Here is a 20,394-nt window from a genome sequence, read left to right as displayed (position 1 = left end):
AGTATGGCTAAAATAACAAGGATAGAAACTCAAAAGAGGAATAAAGATAGGGTAAACATATATTTAGATGATAGATATGCTTTTGCAGTAAATGCAGAACTTGTTTATAGGGAAGGTTTAAAAGTAAATTTAGAAGTTGATGAAGAAAAACTCCATAACTTATCTAAAAATGAAAATTTACTAAAATGTAAAGAAACTGCACTTAGAATAATTGAGAGAAGTTATAAGACAGAAAAAGAAATTAAGGAAAAGTTAAGGGAAAAGGGATATGATTCAGAAGAGATAATAAAAGTATTAGGATTTCTTAAAGAATATAATTTTATAAATGATGAATCTTATATGAAAATGTACATAAAAGATAGGCTTAAAAGTCAAGGTAGGGAAAAAATAAAGTATGCATTGTTAAGAAAAGGGATAGATAGTGATTTGATTGAAGAGGAACTAAATTCTATTGATATGGATGAAGAGCGAAATATAGCTGTAGAGTTAGCAACAAAGAAATATTTAGTGCTTATAAAACGAGAAAATGATAAATATAAGTTATGGAATAAGTTATGTAGATTTTTGGTGGGAAAAGGATATAAGTATTCAATAGCTAAAGAAGTGGTTCAAGAAGTGTGTCATATGGAGGATATAAATTAAAGGAGAAGATATATGAATTTTGATATTCAAATGATTTTATGTTTAGGAATAATAATAATCTCCATAATTGCTACAATAAGTAGAGTTTTACATAGTGATGATTTAGGAGAAGCAATAGAACCTATTCTATCAGGATGTTCAACAATAATAGCTTTTTTTGTTATTATTGGTTCATATGAAAGGCTAAGTTTAGAAACAAGTAATATTTTAAATAAATATTTTTCTGGTAGTATAGTAAATAGTGGAATAGTTCGAATTTTAGTATTAATAGCAGTCTTTGTAATAATAAAATTTCTAATAGAGGCTGTTCTTAAATTAATAAATTCTCTATCTTTAAATAATGCAATAAAGAAACTTAATATAAGTAAAACTTTTCTAGTTGTATTTTCAAGTATATTTGGAGCTATAAGGGGTATGGTAGTTATAGTCTTACTATGCATTTCCTTGTTAGTATATAATAGTATTGTACCAAATAGTAGACGAATAAATGTGCTTGATAATTTGGCAGCATATAATAAGCTAGAGAGAATAATTGATGAGAGTAAAATAGAAAATATTTCAAATGGGATATTAGAAAGTGTTTCCAACAATAAAGTATATTATTATAATGGAGTTACAATAGATAAAGGAATCGAGTCAAATAGTGAAATAGATAATATGGCAATGGAAATTACAAAAAGAGATGATGGGGATAGAGAAAAAGCAAAGAGCATTTATAATTGGGTTGGAAGTAATATAGTATATGATGATTTAAAAGCTGATAAAGTTATGAGTCAAACTACAACTAAGTATGAAAGTGGAGCAATACCTGCTTTTAGGGATAGAAAGGGAATATGCTTTGATTATGCATGTCTTTATACAGCTATGGCAAAGGCAGTTGGGCTTAAGAGTAGAATCATAATAGGAGAGGCATTTAATGGTACCCAATATATAAGTCATTCATGGAATCAAGTTTATATTAGAGAAGAAGGTAAATGGATTAATGCGGATTCTACTTTTTATCCAGCAGGAAACTATTTTGATAGTGTGAATTTTAATAAAGAATATAAGACTAAAAATGTAGCAGGAGAGTTCTAGTAGAACTCTCCTATTTTTTTACTATACGAGAAGTAATAAGCTTTATGGCTTTTTCACAATCTGTATCTTCATTATTAAGTGCCCATGCAATATTAAAATTGATTAGAGCCTTATTAGTATCTTCTTTCATAGCATAGCAATATCCAAGATTAAAGTAATACTTGCTCTCTTTATGTAATTGAAGAGCTTTTTTTATCATAGTTATTGCATTATCGTATTCTCTCAATTTAATGAAGCAAACTCCAGAATTGTAATATGAACAAGCTTCATTATCTTTTGTTTTGATAGCTTTTTTATAGCAATCAATAGCCCTTTTATAGTCTTGTGTATTGTAGAGTTTATTACCTTCATTAAAAAAGCTCATATGCCCTCCTTAAATATTATTCAAAATAGAAATTTATTCCTTATGATTATAGACATAGCTGTTATATTATATACATGAAAAACATATGTTATTACTGTTTGTGGAAAGTTTAAATCATTCTTAAAATATAATGTGAAACTTGAAAAACATGAAAGAAACGTTATAATATAAGTAGTCATAAAATATATAAGTAGGTGTATGAATGAAAAGATATAGTGTAGGATTAGATGTTGGGTCTACAACAGTTAAAGTTGTTGTATTAGATTATAACCAAAATATAGTATACAGTCAGTATAAGAGACATTTTTCAGATATACGAAGTACTATAATAGAATTAATAAAAGAAGCTTATATCAGTGTGGGAGAGGCTATGGTTACAGTAAGTGTTACTGGATCAGGAGGCCTTTCTGTTTCTAAATGGTTGGATGTAGACTTTGAACAAGAGGTAATAGCATGTACTAGAACGGTAGAAGAATTAGTTCCAGAAACAGATGTAGCTATTGAACTTGGTGGAGAAGATGCTAAAATTACATACTTTAAAGGTGGCATAGAGCAAAGAATGAATGGTACGTGTGCAGGGGGTACAGGTGCATTTATAGATCAAATGGCAGCGCTTTTAAATACAGATGCTTCAGGACTTAATGATTTGGCTAAAAATTATAAAGTTATATATCCAATAGCATCTAGATGTGGAGTTTTTGCAAAAACAGATGTACAACCTTTAATAAATGAGGGAGCAAAAACAGAAGATATTGCAGCATCTATATTACAAGCAGTAGTAAATCAAACAATAAGTGGACTTGCTTGTGGAAAACCAATAAGAGGAAAGGTGGCATTTCTAGGAGGGCCTTTATTTTTCTTATCGGAACTTAGACAAAGATTTATAGAAACTTTACAACTTACAGAGGATGAAATAGTATTCCCTGAAAATTCACAATTATTTGTTGCATATGGAGCAGCACTATTATCGAGAAAATCAAAAGAAATAGAATTAAAAAATCTTGTTTCAAAAGTTAAAAAAATTATAGACATAAGTGATGAAGGTGTAGAACGACTTAATCCTCTATTTCAAAATGAAGAAGAGTATAGAGTTTTTACTGAAAGACATAGTAAAGCAAAAGCTAAAAGGGGGGATATAGAAACATATAGAGGAAAAGCCTTCTTAGGGATTGATGCAGGTTCTACAACCACTAAAGTTGTATTGATAAATGATAAAGGTGAAATAATTTATAATTATTATGGAAGTAATGGAGGAAATCCATTAAATAAAGTCATAGAGGTTCTAAAGGATTTATATTCTAAATTAGATGAAGAAGTGGAAATAGTAAATTCTACTGTTACAGGATATGGGGAAGCTTTAATAAAATCGGCGTTACATGTAGATATTGGAGAAATTGAAACTATTGCTCACTATAAAGCATCAGATTATTTCTTACCTGGAGTAGATTTTATTTTAGATATTGGTGGACAAGATATGAAATGCTTAAGAATAAAAGATGGAGTAATAGATTCCATTTTGTTAAATGAAGCATGTTCATCAGGGTGTGGATCGTTTATAGAGAGTTTTGGAAAGTCTTTAAATATGAAAGTTGAGGATTTCGCTAAAGCGGCAGTAACATCAAAAGCTCCAGTAGACTTGGGTTCAAGATGTACAGTGTTTATGAACTCTAGAGTTAAACAAGCTCAGAAAGAAGGGGCTCAAGTTTCAGATATTTCTGCTGGATTATCTTACTCAGTTATTAAGAATGCTCTGTTTAAGGTTATAAAAATAAGAGATGAAAAGGAAATGGGTAAGAAAATAATAGTGCAAGGTGGTACTTTCTACAATGATGCAGTACTTAGAAGTTTTGAAATTATTTCAGGAAGAGAAGTTATAAGGCCAGACATAGCAGGTATTATGGGGGCTTTTGGTGCAGCTATAATTTCTAAGGAGAGATATGTTGAAGGGAATAAGTCTAGTTTGCTAAGTAGAGAGAAGATAGATAGTTTTACAATGAAAGCTGATTTTAGAAGATGTGGACTTTGTGGAAATAACTGCTTATTGACAATAAATAGATTCTCTACAGATGAAGAATTTATATCAGGAAATAGATGTGAAAGAGGTTTAGGAATAGAAAGAACTAAGGAAGAAGTCCCTAATCTTTTTAAATATAAGTTAAAAAGGACGTTTAATTATATTCCATTAAAGAAGGAAGAAGCGAAAAGAGGGATAATAGGTATTCCAAGGGTGTTAAATATGTATGAAAATTACCCATTCTGGTTTACTTTGCTTACAAATCTTGGCTTTAGAGTTGAACTATCACCTATTTCAAGTAAAAAGGTTTATGAGCTTGGTATAGAGACGATACCATCAGAATCAGCATGTTATCCAGCTAAGATTTCCCATGGACATATTATGTCTCTTATAAATAGAGGAATAAAAACAATATTTTATCCATGTATTCCTTATGAAAGAAAAGAGTTTAATGATGCCAATAATCATTATAATTGTCCAATGGTTACTTCATATCCAGAAGTAATAAAGAATAATATGGATATAATAAAAGATAATGATATTAAGTTTATGGAACCATTCTTATCATTAGAAGACAAAGATGGCTTAGCTGCAAGAATTGTAGAAGAATTTAAAGATTTTAATGTGTCTAAGGATGAAGCTAGAAAAGCAGTAAATGAAGCTTATATTGAAAGAGATAATTTTGATAAAGATTTAAGAGAAAAAGGAAGAGAAGTAATTAAATATTTAAAGAAAACTGGGAAAAAAGGTATAGTACTAGCAGGTAGACCATATCATGTAGATCCAGAAATACATCATGGTATACCAGATATAATTACTTCTTTTGATATGGCAGTATTAACAGAAGACAGCATAGCTTATTTAGGAGAATTAGATAATCCATTAAGGGTAGTTGATCAATGGATGTATCATTCAAGATTATATAGAGCAGCAAATTTTGTTTCTAAGAATGACTGCTTAGAACTTATACAACTTAACTCATTTGGATGTGGGCTTGATGCTGTTACAACTGATCAAGTAGCTGAATTGCTAGCATCAAGAGGGAAAATTTATACATGTTTAAAAATTGATGAAGGTAACAATTTAGGAGCAGCAAAAATAAGGATTAGATCATTAAAAGCTGCTATGGAAGAAAGAGAAAGAAATGGTTATGAGCCACATGTAGAAGAAATAGTATATAAGAATCCAGTATTCACAAAAGAGATGAAGAAAACTCATACTATTTTAGCTCCACAAATGTCTCCAATTCATTTTGATATTATAGAAGCAGCTGTGAGATCTTGTGGTTACAATCTTGAAGTTCTTCCATCAATAGATACTGAAGCTGTTGAAGAGGGATTAAAGTATGTAAATAATGATGCTTGTTATCCTTCTATAATAGTGGTAGGTCAAATTATTCACGGATTAAAGTCAGGAAAATATGATTTGAATAATACCTCTGTAATAATAACACAAACAGGTGGAGGGTGTAGAGCTACAAATTATGTAGGGTTCTTAAAGAAGGCACTTAAAGAAGCTGGATTTGAACAAATTCCAATACTTTCATTTAATACTGTTGGTCTTGAGAAACAACCTGGATTTAAGATAACGTTGAAGCTTGTTCAAAGAGCTCTTATGGCTCTTATTTATGGAGATTTATTTATGAGAGTACTTTATAGAACTAGGCCATATGAAAAGGTGAAAGGTTCAGCTAATGCTCTTCATGAAAAGTGGAATAAAATAGCTAAGGCTAACGTCCAAAATGGAAGTAAGAGGGAATTTAACGCTAATATGAAGAAGATTGTTGAAGAGTTTGATAATCTTGAATGTTTAGATATAGTTAAGCCTAGAGTAGGTTTAGTTGGAGAAATATTAGTCAAATTCCATCCAACAGCAAACAATGATGTAGTTAATATTATTGAAGCAGAAGGAGCAGAAGCGGTAATGCCTGACTTGATGGATTTCTTCTTCTATTCAGCATATGATGAAGAGTTCAAATTTAAAAACTTAGGTGCTAGTAGATTGAATAGAAATATTTATATGTTTGCTATTAGTTATATGGAGAGTTACAGAAAAACTATGAAAAAGGTATTGGATGCATCTGAGAGATTCCATGCACCAAAACATATAGTTGAACTTGGTAAGATGGCATCGCCAATACTTTCACTTGGAAATCAAACTGGTGAAGGTTGGTTCTTAACGGCTGAAATGATTGAGCTTATTGAAAGTGGAGCAGATAATATAATATGCATGCAACCTTTTGCTTGTTTACCAAATCATGTAACTGGTAAAGGTATGATTAAGGCATTGAAAGCAAAATATCCAACTGCAAATATAGTTGCAGTTGATTATGATCCAGGGGCATCAGCAGTAAATCAGCTTAATAGAATTAAACTAATGTTATCAGTTGCCTTTAAAAAGGTAGATGAAAAGATTATTGAACTTCCAGCTAATAGAGAAGCTAGTGTAACTCATGATGGAATTGTTATTAGTGAAAACTAAAAGTTAAATTAAAAAAGATGAAATTATTATTTGAAATAATTTCATCTTTTTTTCTTGTAGGTTTAAGAATAAAAAGAGTGTAAGTGGACATTATATTATGGAGGTGATGTCTATGAGTAACAAAATGGATGAAAGTTATAAAATAAGAAAGAAAAAGTTAAAACATAATCCACAAGCAGAAAGTGTTAAATCAGTTTTTGGGGAACCTAAAGCTAGAGATAATGATCCTAGTGATTTTAAAATTTGAGATAATTTATAAGTTTATAAAACATAAATATAAATTTCTTTATATTTATGTTTATTTTTTTACTATTTTTTACATGGATTAATAAAAAAATAAAATGAAAACAAATTTCATGCCAACTTGTAACCGATATCATAAAAGTCGAAATTTTAATCGTAAACGTTTATTTTTATTGTAAACATAGTTGACGACAAGGTAGAGATATTTCGTGAAAAATGGTAGAAAATAGGAATGCGTTGTGAGAAAATGTGCATATAAGATGATTTTGGTAAAAATTTTGAATATTCACAAAAGAACAAATATTCATTTTTGTGTGAATATCTTAAAGAAGAAATATTCCATCGTAAATTGTCAATATAAATAATCTATTTAATTTTAAGAGGGATTGACGATTTTTATAATACATTTCATGAAAAAATGTAGAAAAATATACAATAAATGTGAGAAGATTAAAAAAAACAGTTTAGAGGGGGAAAAATGATGAATAAAAAACTGTGTACGCTAATTGCATCTCTAGTAGTGGGGTCAATGGTATCTACAACTAATGCATTAGCTATAAGTACAGGACCTTCTGAAAATCCTGTACCAAATTATAATACGCCTTATACATGGAATAAGGTGAATACTGGAGCGGGTGGCGGTTATATACCAGCTATTATATTTAACCAAAGTGAAAAAGATTTAATATATACACGAACAGATATTGGCGGAGCATATAGATGGGATTCGAAAACTAGTTCATGGATTGGGTTGTCAGACTGGATAGGTTATGATAATTGGAATTTACTTGGCTGTGAAAGCTTAGCTACAGATCCTGTTGAGACAAATAGAGTATATATAGCTTCAGGAACATATACTAATGATTGGGCAGGAAATGGTGCAATTTTAAGATCTACAGACAAAGGGGATACTTGGGAGAAGACAGATTTGCCATTTAAAATAGGTGGAAATATGCCAGGACGTTCAATGGGGGAGAGATTAGTAATAGATCCTAATAATAATAGAATACTTTATCTTGGTGCTCGTAATGGTAATGGTCTGTGGAAGAGTGAAGACTATGGTGTTACATGGAATAGAGTAGAGTCATTTGAAAATGTTGGTGATTATCGTGATCCAAATTGTAATGACCAAATAGGGGTAGTATGGGTTACATTTGATCCAACTACAGGAACTAAAGGAAATACTACTCAAACTATATATGTAGGTGTAGCAGATACAAAACAAAGTATTTATAAGAGTACAGATGGCGGAAAGACATGGAACGCGGTAGAAGGACAACCTACATTATCAAATCAACCAAGCTGGATAGCTATGGATGAAAAGACAAAGCAAAAAAAGCCAAGAGCATTCTTGCCATATCATGGAGTTTTATCATCAGATGGAAATCTTTATATTACATATAGTAATGATTGTGGACCTTATGATGGAACTAGAGGAGATGTATGGAGATATAATACTAAGAATGGCGAATGGAAAAATATAAGCCCAGTACCTTCAAGTAGTGATGATGATTATTTTGGTTATGGCGGATTAGCAGTAGATTCCCAAAATCCAGAAACATTAGTAGTTGCTAGTATGAACTCATGGTGGCCTGATACTAAGATGTTTCGTAGTACAGATGGAGGAGAAACTTGGAAACCAATATGGGAGTTTGATGGATATCCAACTCGTAAACTTTATTATAAGCAAGATATTTCAAAAGCACCATGGTTAGATTGGGGAACTGTTCCACAAGTACCAGAAATAAATCCAAAGCTTGGATGGATGACTGGCGGGGTATCTATAGACCCATTTAATTCTGATAGGATGATGTATGGTACTGGGGCTACACTTTATGGTAGTGATAATCTTACTAATTGGGATAAAGGAGAAAAGATTGATATAGATGTAAAAGCAACAGGTATTGAAGAAGAAAATGTACTAGCATTGGCAAGTCCTTCATCAGGAACAGCGCATTTAATTACTGGTATGGGAGATGTAAGCGGCTTTGTTCATGATGACTTAACAACAGTTCCAAAGACAATGATGAATACACCAAACTTTAATACATGTAGCATAGATTATGCTGAAACAAAGGCAAACTTTGTAGTAAGATCAGGAAATGTTTCTAAGGATAAAAAGAGTACTACAAAAGGTTGTGCATTCTCTTATGATGGAGGACATAATTGGTTCTCAGGACAAGATATCCCTGGAATTAGTGAAGAAGCTGGTGGAACTGTTGCAGCAGCAGCAGATGCAACGGTAGTGGTTTGGAGCCCAAGTGGATCTGGAACTAAAAAAGCTTATTATTCAACAAGTAATGGGAGTTCATGGATTGAAACTAGTGGCTTGCCTGATGGAGCTAAAGTAGCATCAGATCGTGTAAATCCAAAGAAATTCTATGGATTTGTAAATGGAGAGTTTTATGTAAGTACTGATGCTGGAGCGACATTTGCTAAAACAGCCGCAACAGGATTACCTAAAGATGGTAAGTTCAAAGCTGTTCCAGGAATGGAAGGAGAAGTATGGATTGCAGGTAGTGGTAATGGCTTATGGCACTCAAAAGATTCTGGAAATAGTTTCACAAAGGTACTTGGAGTTGAAGCTGCAGAAACCATTGGATTTGGTAAAGCTGCTGAAGGAAAAGATTATATGGCACTTTACAGCAATGCAAAAATAAATGGTATTCGTGGAATTTTTAGATCAGATGATGAAGGTGAAACTTGGACAAGAATAAATGATGATAATCATCAATATGGAGTTGCAAATTCAGACATTACAGGAGATCCAAGGATTTATGGAAGAGTTTATATAGCTACTAATGGGTTAGGTGCTATTTATGGGGATATAAGTAAAGAACTAAGAGGTGACGTAGATGGAGATGGTGAATTATCTATGTCAGATGTAATAGCATTGAAAAGATATATTCTTGGAAAAGATGCAGGTTCTATAAATACTAGAAATGCAGATGTAAACAAAGATGGAACAATAGATGTAGCTGATTTATTTGAATTATTTGACTTGCTATAAGAGCAATTGAATCAATTAAATATTTCGTAAAATGACGAAAGTTAGTCTTAATCTAATTATTACGGAAAATATCTATTCCGCGAAGATAAAAGGGCAATATAGGAAATAGTGTAGAAATAGAGGAAAAAGTAGTGTAATAATATGGAATGGAAGATATAAAGGTTTTAAATAATATAGTGAAATGTAAAAAAATCACTATATGTTTAATATAGATTTTTTCAAATTTTGGGAGGGGAAATATAAATGAAAAGATTAAAAGTTTGCTCACTTATTACTGCAGCATTGCTATCTGCATCGATAACAATGCAATGTTATCCAACATATGCCAAAGAAGGCAATAATGTTGATGTACAAATGTTTAATACTAATACTTCAGAGACTACAAATGGAGTAGCAACAAAGTATAAGATTACTAATACAGGAAGTGAAGATGTAGATCTTTCACAAGTAAAGATAAGATATTACTATACAATAGATGGCGAAAAAGCAGAGAATTTTTATTGTGATAGTGCTTCAAAGATAGAAGGATACAATTATACTGGAATTACAAGTAATGTATCAGGAAGCTTTGTAAAGATGGATCAACCTAAAGAAGGTGCTGATCATTACCTTGAAATTTCATTTGGTAGTGAAGCAGGTAAATTAGCAGCTGGGGGAGTTGTTGAAATACAAGGAAGATTTGCTAAGGAAGATTGGTCAAACTTGAATCAAAGCAATGACTACTCATTCAATTCAGCTACTAGTTATACTAGCACAGATAAGACAGTAGTATTTGTAAATGATCAACAAGTTAGTGGAGTAATTCCAAGTAAAGATGTAGCACAAGATCCAGCACAAGATCCAGATCAATCTAGAACTCCAACTGGTAATGTTACAGTAGATACAATTAATGGTACTACAGCAACTTCTACAAATACTTTAAATCCTACATTTAAGGTGAAAAATTCTTCTGATAAAGCAGTAAAGTTATCAGATTTAAAATTAAAGTATTTTTATAATTCTGATGGAGATGAAAAGGAAAACTTCTTCTGTGATTATGCAGCAGTAACAACTGGAGGTTATAGAGGATTAACAGGTAATGTAAAAGGAACAATTAATCCGTTTGCAGCAGCGGATGGTAGTACTACTACAAATACTTATTTAGAAATTGGATTTGATGATGCGGCTGGAACACTTGAACCAGGACAAGAAATGGTTGTTCAAACAAGAATTTCTAAAGAAAATTGGAGTAATTTTGATCAATCAAACGACTTCTCATTCAATGCAAATGGAGCAGCAGCATGGCAAAATGTTGTCGCTGAAGTGGATGGAAAAGTAATATTTGGACAAGGTCCAATTCCAATAATAGATTCAGTAATAGATCCAAAGGTTGCTACAGAAGATAAAAATGTACCAACTGATATACCAGTAAATATAGAATATAATCGTAACACTCTTACTGCAATAAAATATAAAGATAAAGTGTTAAAAGAAGGACAGGATTATACAGTAACTGCTGATGGTGTAGTATTAAGCAAAGACTTCTTAAAGACTTTACCAAAAGGAGATGCAGTTATCACATTTGACTTTAACCAAGGTAATGATGCTGACTTAAAAGTAACAGTTATTAAAACACATATAGTAGATTCAGTAATTACTCCAACTACAGCTGATGTAGACAGAACAAATCCAAAGGATATTACAGTAGATGTACAATATAACGGAAATGAACTTCTTGCAGTTAAAAATGGAGATAAAGTTTTAGAAAAAGGAAAAGATTATACAATAGTTGGCGGAAAAGTAGTATTAAGCAAGAGCTACTTAGCTAAATTACCAAAAGGACAAGTGGTTCTTACATTTGATTTTGATGATGGAAATGATCCAACATTAACTTTAAATGTTACTGGAGATATAAGTTCTATTTTAGATAAGGAACAAGCTGATTTTAATAGAGTAAGTCCAGCAGATATTACAGTAGGAATAGAATACAATGGAAATACTCTTAAAGCAATAAAAAATGGAGATCAAGTTTTAGTAGAAGGAAAAGACTATACAATAGTTAATGGAAAAGTAGTATTAAGTAAAGATTACTTAAGTCAATTCGTTAACGGACAAATAACTCTTGTATTTGACTTTGATAGTGGAAATGATCCAACACTAATAATTAATGTAGTAGGTGATCTTCTAGATGTAAAAGTAGGAGATGTTAATGGTAAACCTGGAGATACTGTAGTAGTACCAGTAACAGTAAAGGGAATTGAAAAAGATAAGGCAGTATATGGATACAACTTCCGTTTACAATATGATACAACTAAATTTGAAAATGTAAAGGTAGAGCCAGGAAAAGATTGTCCAAATCCAACATCAACATTCCATGGAAGCATACTTCCAGGTGGAATAGTAAAAGTATTATATATGAATTCAACATCAAATGATGATCCATCAGAATCAATTGGACAAGATGGAGTATTATGTAATGTTACTATGACTATAAAAGATACAGCAGCAAGAGGAGCTAGCCCAGTTACATTTGCAACAAAGGGAACATTCCAATACATGCCAAAGGATGCTCAAAAGAGTAAACCATACAAAGTAAACTTTGCAGATGGATCAGTATTTGTAGAACGTGATATTGTAGATTCAAAGATAAATCCAGTGTCTATAGATGTAGATAGAGCAACTGTAAAAGATACTACTATAAAAGTAGAATACAACGGAAATATTCTTAAGGCAGTAAAAAATGGAGATAAAGTTTTAGTAGAAGGAAAAGATTATACAATAGTTGATGGAAACGTAGTATTAAGTAAAGATTACTTAGCACAATTACCAGACGGACAATCAACAATTACAATTGATATGGATGCAGGAAATGATCCGATTTTAACAGTAAATGTATCTGGACATCTTAGTTCTGTTTTAGATAAGAGCCAAGCTGATTTTGATAAAACAAATCCAGCAGATATTACTGTTGGAATAGACTACAAAGGAAATACTCTTAAGGCAATAAAAAATGGAGATAAAGTTTTAGTAGAAGGAAAAGACTATACAATAGTTAATGGAAAAGTAGTATTAAGTAAAGATTACTTAAGTCAATTTGTTAACGGACAAATAACTCTTGTATTTGACTTTGATAATGGAAATGATCCAACACTAGTAATTGATGTAGTAGGTGATCTTCTTGATGTAAAAGTTGGAGAAGTTACTGGTAACCCTGGAGATACTGTAGTAGTGCCAGTAACAGTAAAAGGAATTCAAAAGGATAAAGGAGTATATGGATACAACTTCCGTTTACAATATGATACAACTAAATTTGAAAATGTAAAGGTAGAGCCAGGAAAAGATTGTCCAAATCCAACATCAACATTCCATGGAAGCATACTTCCAGGTGGAATAGTAAAAGTACTATATATGAATTCAACATCAAATGATGATCCAGCAGAATCAATTGGACAAGATGGAGTATTATGTAATGTTACTATGACTATAAAAGATACAGCATCAAAAGGAGTTAGCCCAGTTACATTTGCAACAAAGGGAACATTCCAATACATGCCAAAAGATGCTCAAAAGAGTAAACCATACAAAGTAAATTTTGCAGATGGATCAGTAAATATAGGTGGACAACCACCAGTTAGTAAAGATGCTAAGTTAAAAGAAACAGAAGTGAATTTTGATCAAACTAACCCAGCAGATATTACTGTGGGAGTAGAATACAATGGGAATACTCTTAAGGCAATAAAAAATGGAAATAAAGTTTTAGTAGAAGGAAAAGACTACACAATAGTTAATGGACAAGTAGTATTAAGTAAAGATTACTTAAGCCAATTTACTGGACAAATAACTCTTGTATTTGACTTCGACAATGGAAATGATCCAACATTAATAATTAATGTTGTAGGTGATCTTCTAGATGTAAAAGTAGCAGATGTTAATGGTAATCCTGGAGATACTGTAGTAGTACCAGTAACAGTAAAGGGAATTGAAAAGGATAAGGCAGTATATGGATATAACTTCCGTCTACAATATGATACAACTAAGTTTGAAAATGTAAAGGTAGAACCGGCAACAAATTGCCCAAATCCAACATCAACATTCCATGGAAGCATACTTCCAGGTGGAATAGTAAAAGTATTATATATGAATTCAACATCAAATGATGATCCAACAGAATCAATTGGACAAGATGGAGTATTATGTAATATTACTATGACTATAAAAGACACAGCATCAAAAGGAACTAGCCCAATTACATTTGCAACAAAGGGAACATTCCAATACATGCCAACTGGTGCTGAAAAGAGCAAACCATACAAAGTAAACTTTGCAGATGGATCAGTAAATATAGGTGGACAGCCACCAGTTAGTAAAGATGCTAAGTTAAAAGAAACAGAAGTGAATTTTGATCAAACTAAGCCAGCTGATATTTCAGTGGGAATAGAATACAACAACAATACTCTTAAAACAATTACTAATGGCAGTAGTACATTGGTAAAAGGAGAAGATTATACAGAAGGAAGCAATGGGGTTGTATTAAGTAAAACTTACTTAAGCAAATTACCATTAGGACAAACTACACTTAAATTTACTTTTAGCAACGGAAGTAGTGAAACATTGACAGTTAAAGTCAGCAAAACAGAAGTTGTGGTTGATTCAAAATTAGCTAATACAAAGGTAGAATTTGACCAAAGTAAACCAGCTGATATTTCAGTGGGAATAGAATACAACGGAAATACTATTGAAGCAATTAAGAATGGTGATACTACTTTAGTAAAAGGACAAGATTACACAGAAGGAAGCAATGGTATTGTATTAAGTAAAACTTACTTAGGCAAATTACCATTAGGACAAGCTACACTTAATTTTGTATTTAACCATGGAAATGCACAAAGTTTAATTGTTAATGTAATAAAAACAGATGTACCAGTAACTACTCCTTTAATTAAGACAGATGCAGTGAATGTTAAAGTAGGTGAAACATTTAATGTTCCAGTTTTAATTAAGAATATTCCTACTGGAGGTATTCTTTCTGCATCACTAAACCTTAACTATGATACAAGTGTTTTAGAGTGTACTGGTTATGAATTTGGTTCAATAATTCCTAGTAAAGGAGATGCTGATGGGAATATCATACCAGCAAGCAAGTTCATAGGAATTGGATATATGCCAATAGGTAAGGCAAATGCTGAAATAAAGGAAGAAGGTGTATTTGTTACTTTGAAATTCAAGGTAAAAGATACTGCAGCAAAAGGAGAAACAGCAATAACAGAATTCAGAAAAACAACTTTATTAGATACTAATAAAAAACGTGTACCTGTTACTGTACAATTTGGAAAGATAAATATAAATTAACCAACTAGGATAGGGTATTCCCTATAAAATAAATTATTGTGACTAATCTTTATAGATTTCTATAAAGATTAGTCAGCAATAAGTTGGTTTGAGTGTAATTTTTTAGAAGGGATGATAGTAGTGAAAAAAATAATTAAGGAAGTTGTAGTTTTATTGATTCTTACTTTTTGTACATCTGGAATAATGCCAAGTGATATAAGTATTGCAGCAGAAGATAAGACTTTCAATTATGGTGAAGCATTACAAAAATCTATAATGTTTTATGATTTTCAACGTTCTGGTAAGTTACCTTCAGATAAAAGAGATAATTGGAGAAATGACTCAGGAATGGAAGACGGGTCAGATGCTGGCTTAGATCTTACAGGTGGTTTTTACGATGCTGGAGATCACGTGAAATTTAATTTACCAATGTCTTATACAGCAACAATGTTAGCTTGGTCTGTGTATGAAGATAAAGATGCATATGAAAAAAGTGGACAGCTTAAGTACATTAAGGATTCGATAAAATGGGCTAATGATTATTTTATAAAATGTCATCCAGAAAAAGATGTTTATTATTATCAAGTTGGAGATGGAGGAAAAGATCATAATTGGTGGGGACCTCCAGAAGTAATGCAGATGGAAAGACCATCATTTAAGTTAGATAAAGAAAATTCTGGAACAACTGTATGTGGAGAAACAGCAGCATCACTTGCATCAGCTGCTATTATTTTCAAAGATACTGATCCAGAGTACTCTGAAACTTGTCTAAAACATGCAAAGGAATTATTTGAATTTGCAGATGAAACTAAAAGTGATGTTGGATATAAAGCAGCATCATCATATTATTCTGTAAGTAGTGGATTCTGGGATGAACTTTCATGGGCGGCAACTTGGTTGTATCTTGCAACTAATGATAATTCATATTTAGAAAAAGCAGAAGGATATGTTAGTCATTGGGGAGTTGAACAGCAAACGACAACAATCTCATATAGATGGGGACAATGTTGGGATGATGTTCATTTTGGTGCGCAAATTCTTTTAGCGAGAATAACAAATAATCCGATTTATAAAGAGAGTGCAGAGAGAAATTTAGATTATTGGACAACAGGTTACGATGGAAATCGTGTTCAATATACACCAAAGGGATTAGCATGGTTAAGTTCATGGGGCTCACTTAGATATGCAACTACTACAGCTTTTTTAGCAGGAGTATATTCGGAGTGGTCAGGATGTACACCATCAAAGGTTTCAATATATAAAGACTTTATGGAAAGTCAATTAAACTATGCTTTAGGAAGTACAGGAAGAAGTTTTGAAGTGGGTTTTGGTACTAATTCTCCCAAAAATCCACATCATAGAGGAGCACAAGGATCTTGGTTAGATAAGAAAGGAGTGCCTGGATATGAGAGACATGTCCTTTATGGAGGATTAGTAGGAGGACCTAGTGCTGACGATAGTTATATAGATGATGTTGAAGACTTCACTCATAACGAAGTAGCATGCGATTATAATGCTGGTTTTGTTGGGGCATTAGCCAAAATGTATAAGGCACACGGAGGAGAACCTATAGAAAACTTTAAGTCAATAGAACCTAAAACTAATGATGAGTTTTATGTAGAAGCAGCTGTAAATGCCAGCGGGCCTAATTTCATGGAAATAAAAGCTCTTTTATATAACAAAACAGGTTGGCCAGCAAAGGTTGGAGATAAACTTTCTTTCAAATATTTTATAGACATAAGTGAAATTGTGAAGGCTGGATATAAGGCTGAAGATATTAAAGTAAGTACAAATTACAATCAGGGAGCTAAGGTATCAAATTTAATACCTTGGGATGAAAAAAATAATATATATTACGTTAATGCAGACTTTACAGGAACTAAGATATATCCTGGAGGGCAACAGCATTACAGAAAAGAAGTTCAATTTAGAATATTAGCACCATCTATTGATCAAAATGCAACCTATTGGGATAACTCTAATGATTTCTCATATGAGGAAATAGAGAAAACCCCTGGAGAAGCGCCAAAACAAACAAATAAGATACCAGTATATGATGACGGTGTTCTAGTTTATGGAATCACTCCTGAAAAAGGAGGTAAGGAAGTTAAACTTGGGGATCTTGATGGTGATGGTGAAGTAACACTCACAGATATGATATTACTAAAGAAATATTTAATTTCAACTAAGGTTGAGATTAATGAAAAAGCAGCAGATATAAATAAAGATGGAGAAATAGATATAGCTGATTTATACGAGCTTGAAGCGTTGTTATAAGAATATTCAATAATTTGGTAGGTGATTAAAATGAAATTAAAAAAGTTAGTTTCCTTATGTTTAGCTTTTGCAGTAACTTCTTCTTTTGCCTCATATAACATGGTTAATGCAGAAGAAGGACAAGTTAATAATATAAACGTAAGTATAGATACAAATTCAGAAAGACAAGATATTAGTCCATATATATATGGATCAAATAATGATTTCGGAGGAAATCAAGGGACAATAACACAAGTTGCCACAGCTTTAAGAGATGGAGGAAATAGATTTACTGGTTATAATTGGGAGAATAATGCTTCCAATGCCGGTAGTGATTATAAGCATCAAAGTGATAATTATTTAAATATGAATAGTCCTTATTCAGAACAAAATATACCTGGACAAGTTGTAACTTCATTCCACGATGGTGCCTTGAAAACAAATTCAAAATATTCGTTAGTAACTTTACAGATGGCAGGGTATGTAGCTAAGGATAAGAGTGGACCTGTTTCAGAAGCAGAAGTTGCACCATCATCAAGATGGTTAGAAGTAAAACCTAAAAAAGATAGTGCTTTTGCAGATACTCCAGATGTAAATGATAATGCAGTTTATATGGATGAGTTTGTAAATTTCTTGACAAAGAAATATGGTAAAGCCGATACAACCACAGGAATAAAGGGATATTCATTAGATAATGAACCAGGATTATGGTCAAGTACACATTCAAGGATACATCCTAAAAATGTTACTTGTAGCGAACTTTTAGAAAAGAGTATAGCCTATTCTAAAGCAGTTAAAGATGTAGATCCAAAGGCAGAAATTTTTGGACCAGCTTTATATGGAATGATGGCGTATCAATCACTTCAAAAAGCTTCAGATTGGGATGCAGCTAAAGCTGAAGGTAAATATTCTTGGTTTGTAGATTATTATCTAGATAAAATGAAGCAAGCTGAAACTACTGAAGGAAAGAGACTACTTGATGTATTTGATTTTCATTATTATCCAGAAGCTAAAGGTGGAGGAGTTAGAGTAACAGAAAAAAATGATCCTAGTAATATAGAGTGCAATAAGGCACGTATACAAGCAACAAGAACTTTATGGGATTCAAACTATAAAGAAGATAGTTGGATAGGACAATGGTGTAAAGATCAAACACCAATTATTCCCAAAATGCAAGCATCAATAAATAAATATTATCCAGGAACAAAACTTGCTATTACTGAATATAATTTTGGTGGCGGTGACCATATTTCAGGTGGAATAGCACAAGCAGATGCTTTTGGTATTTTTGCAAACCAAAATGTATATTTCGCTTCACTTTGGGGATTTAATGGAGATACAAATTATACACAAGCTGCTTTCAATTTATATAGAAATTACGATGGGAAAAATTCAACTTATGGTGATATAAAGGTAAAAGCGAATACATCTGATATAGAAAATTCATCTGTCTATTCAGCAGTTGATAGTAAAGATAGTAATAAACTTCATGTAATTTTAATTAATAAGAATTATGATAAACCAATGAAGATTAATGTAAACCTTGCTGGAGATAAAAAGTATACATCAGGTAAGGTTTGGGGATTTGATAAAGACAGTTCAGATATTAAGGAAAAAGATTCAATTACAAATATAAAGGATAACAGTTTTACTTATGAAGTACCTCAGTTATCAGTATGTCATTTGGTGTTAGATGCTAAATCTCAAGATAATCCACAACCAACAGATCCAACTAAATCAAAAAGTGGATTTGTAAAAGCTAATGGAAGTGAATTTTCTTTAGATGGAAGTTCATTCTATTTCCAAGGTACAAATAATTATTATTTGCCTTATGCTCCAGATTATATGGTTGATGATGTATTTAATAAAGCAAAAACTATGGGGTTAAAAGTAATGCGTACTTGGGGATTTCTTGATGGAGATAAGAGCTGTGATATAGTTTTACAACCAAGTCTTGGTGTATATGATGAAAATGGATTTAAGAAATTTGATTATGTTGTTAAAAAGGCTCAAGAAGCTGGTATGAAATTAGTTATTCCATTTATAAATAACTGGAAGGATTTTGGTGGAATAGATAAGTATGTTCAATGGACAGGAGCAGGTAGTCATGACAAATTCTACACAAATGAGGCTTGCAAAACAGCATATAAAAATTATATAAATCATTTCTTAAATAGAACAAATTCATTGACAGGAGTTAAGTATAAAGATGATCCAACTATTATGACTTGGGAACTTGGTAATGAACCTAGATGTGGAGATGATAAATCAGGAGCTACTCTTTATAACTGGGTTAAGGAAATGAGTGAATATATAAAGAGTATCGATCCAGATCATATGGTAGCAGTTGGAGATGAAGGTTTCTTTAACAGAAAAGACAGTAAATATAGTAGTGATTATGATTATAACGGAGGAGCAGGTGTAGATTGGGATAAAATAGTAGCACTTCCTTCTATAGATTATGGTACTTATCACCTATATCCAGATGGATGGGGAAGATCAGTAGAATGGGGTACTCAATGGATAAAGGATCATATTGATGCAGCTAAAGCGGTCAATAAGCCAGCAGTTCTTGAGGAATATGGTATTAAGAGCAATCAAGAGAGTGTTTATAAGACATGGAATGATACAGTGTTAAATTATGGTGGAGCAGGGTCAATGTTCTGGATTTTAACTGCTGTAGGATTTGATGGAAAACAAGACTATCCAGATTATGATGGGTTCCGTGTATTATATCCTAGTTCAATTGCAAATGTAATTATGGATAGTGCTAAGGCTATGAGTGATAAAAACAAACCTTATCTTGTTATAGGTGATGTTGATGGTGATGGAGAAGTAACTATGGCAGACTGTATTGCTTTAAAGAAATATTTAATATCACCTGAAAATAAGATAAATGAAAAGAATGCAGATATCAATCAAGATAAGGAAGTAGATATCTCTGATTTATTTGCACTTTATGATTTGTTATAAGCAATAAAAAATAAGTTTCAAAATAAA

The 20,394-nt window shown here is 32.0% G+C and carries 9 protein-coding genes; 8 read left to right on the top strand and 1 reads right to left on the bottom strand.

Annotated elements, in window-relative coordinates; translation table 11 throughout:
- The first annotated feature begins 3 nt into the window (after positions 1–3).
- Together recX and H9661_RS19475 are read left to right on the top strand one after the other, a co-directional pair.
- Positions 4–642, top strand: coding sequence for a recombination regulator RecX (recX, locus tag H9661_RS02195; RefSeq protein WP_143314616.1), 639 nt, complete (start codon positions 4–6; stop codon positions 640–642).
- Positions 643–654: 12 nt separating this feature from the next.
- A complete protein-coding gene (locus H9661_RS19475; protein WP_243129505.1) occupies positions 655–1,719 on the top strand; it encodes a transglutaminase domain-containing protein in 1,065 nt (354 codons plus the stop codon).
- Positions 1,720–1,729: 10 nt separating this feature from the next.
- Here the strand turns inward: H9661_RS19475 and H9661_RS02185 are convergent, their stop codons facing one another.
- On the bottom strand, positions 1,730–2,083 hold the full coding sequence (locus tag H9661_RS02185) for a tetratricopeptide repeat protein (RefSeq protein ID WP_143314615.1): 354 nt from the start codon (positions 2,081–2,083) through the stop codon (positions 1,730–1,732).
- A gap of 202 nt (positions 2,084–2,285) precedes the next feature.
- Here H9661_RS02185 and H9661_RS02180 point away from each other — a divergent pair, with 202 nt between their 5' ends.
- The 6 genes from H9661_RS02180 (at position 2,286) to H9661_RS19470 (ending at position 20,367) form a co-directional block, all read left to right on the top strand.
- Entirely contained in the window at positions 2,286–6,578 is a 4,293-nt protein-coding gene (locus H9661_RS02180) for a 2-hydroxyacyl-CoA dehydratase (protein WP_191767599.1), read from the top strand.
- Between the two features lie 112 nt (positions 6,579–6,690).
- On the top strand, positions 6,691–6,825 hold the full coding sequence (locus H9661_RS19815) for a CPC_1213 family protein (protein ID WP_279232031.1): 135 nt from the start codon (positions 6,691–6,693) through the stop codon (positions 6,823–6,825).
- 477 nt (positions 6,826–7,302) lie between these two features.
- Complete coding sequence (locus tag H9661_RS02175) at positions 7,303–9,831, top strand: dockerin type I domain-containing protein (protein WP_191767598.1); 2,529 nt, start codon at positions 7,303–7,305, stop codon at positions 9,829–9,831.
- A gap of 243 nt (positions 9,832–10,074) precedes the next feature.
- Positions 10,075–15,159 (top strand): X2-like carbohydrate binding domain-containing protein, encoded by a 5,085-nt coding sequence (locus H9661_RS02170; RefSeq protein ID WP_191767597.1) that lies wholly within the window; start codon positions 10,075–10,077, stop codon positions 15,157–15,159.
- Between the two features lie 111 nt (positions 15,160–15,270).
- On the top strand, positions 15,271–17,415 hold the full coding sequence (locus tag H9661_RS02165) for a glycoside hydrolase family 9 protein (protein WP_191767596.1): 2,145 nt from the start codon (positions 15,271–15,273) through the stop codon (positions 17,413–17,415).
- A 30-nt stretch (positions 17,416–17,445) separates the two neighbouring features.
- On the top strand, positions 17,446–20,367 hold the full coding sequence (locus H9661_RS19470) for a glycoside hydrolase family 44 protein (protein ID WP_243240313.1): 2,922 nt from the start codon (positions 17,446–17,448) through the stop codon (positions 20,365–20,367).
- Positions 20,368–20,394 lie beyond the last annotated feature (27 nt).

This window comes from Clostridium cibarium (assembly GCF_014836335.1).
In the GTDB taxonomy this organism is placed as follows: Bacteria; Bacillota; Clostridia; order Clostridiales; family Clostridiaceae; genus Clostridium; species Clostridium cibarium.
Note: the sequence above shows the minus strand (reverse complement) of the source record. Positions and strands in the feature narration are given on the sequence as shown.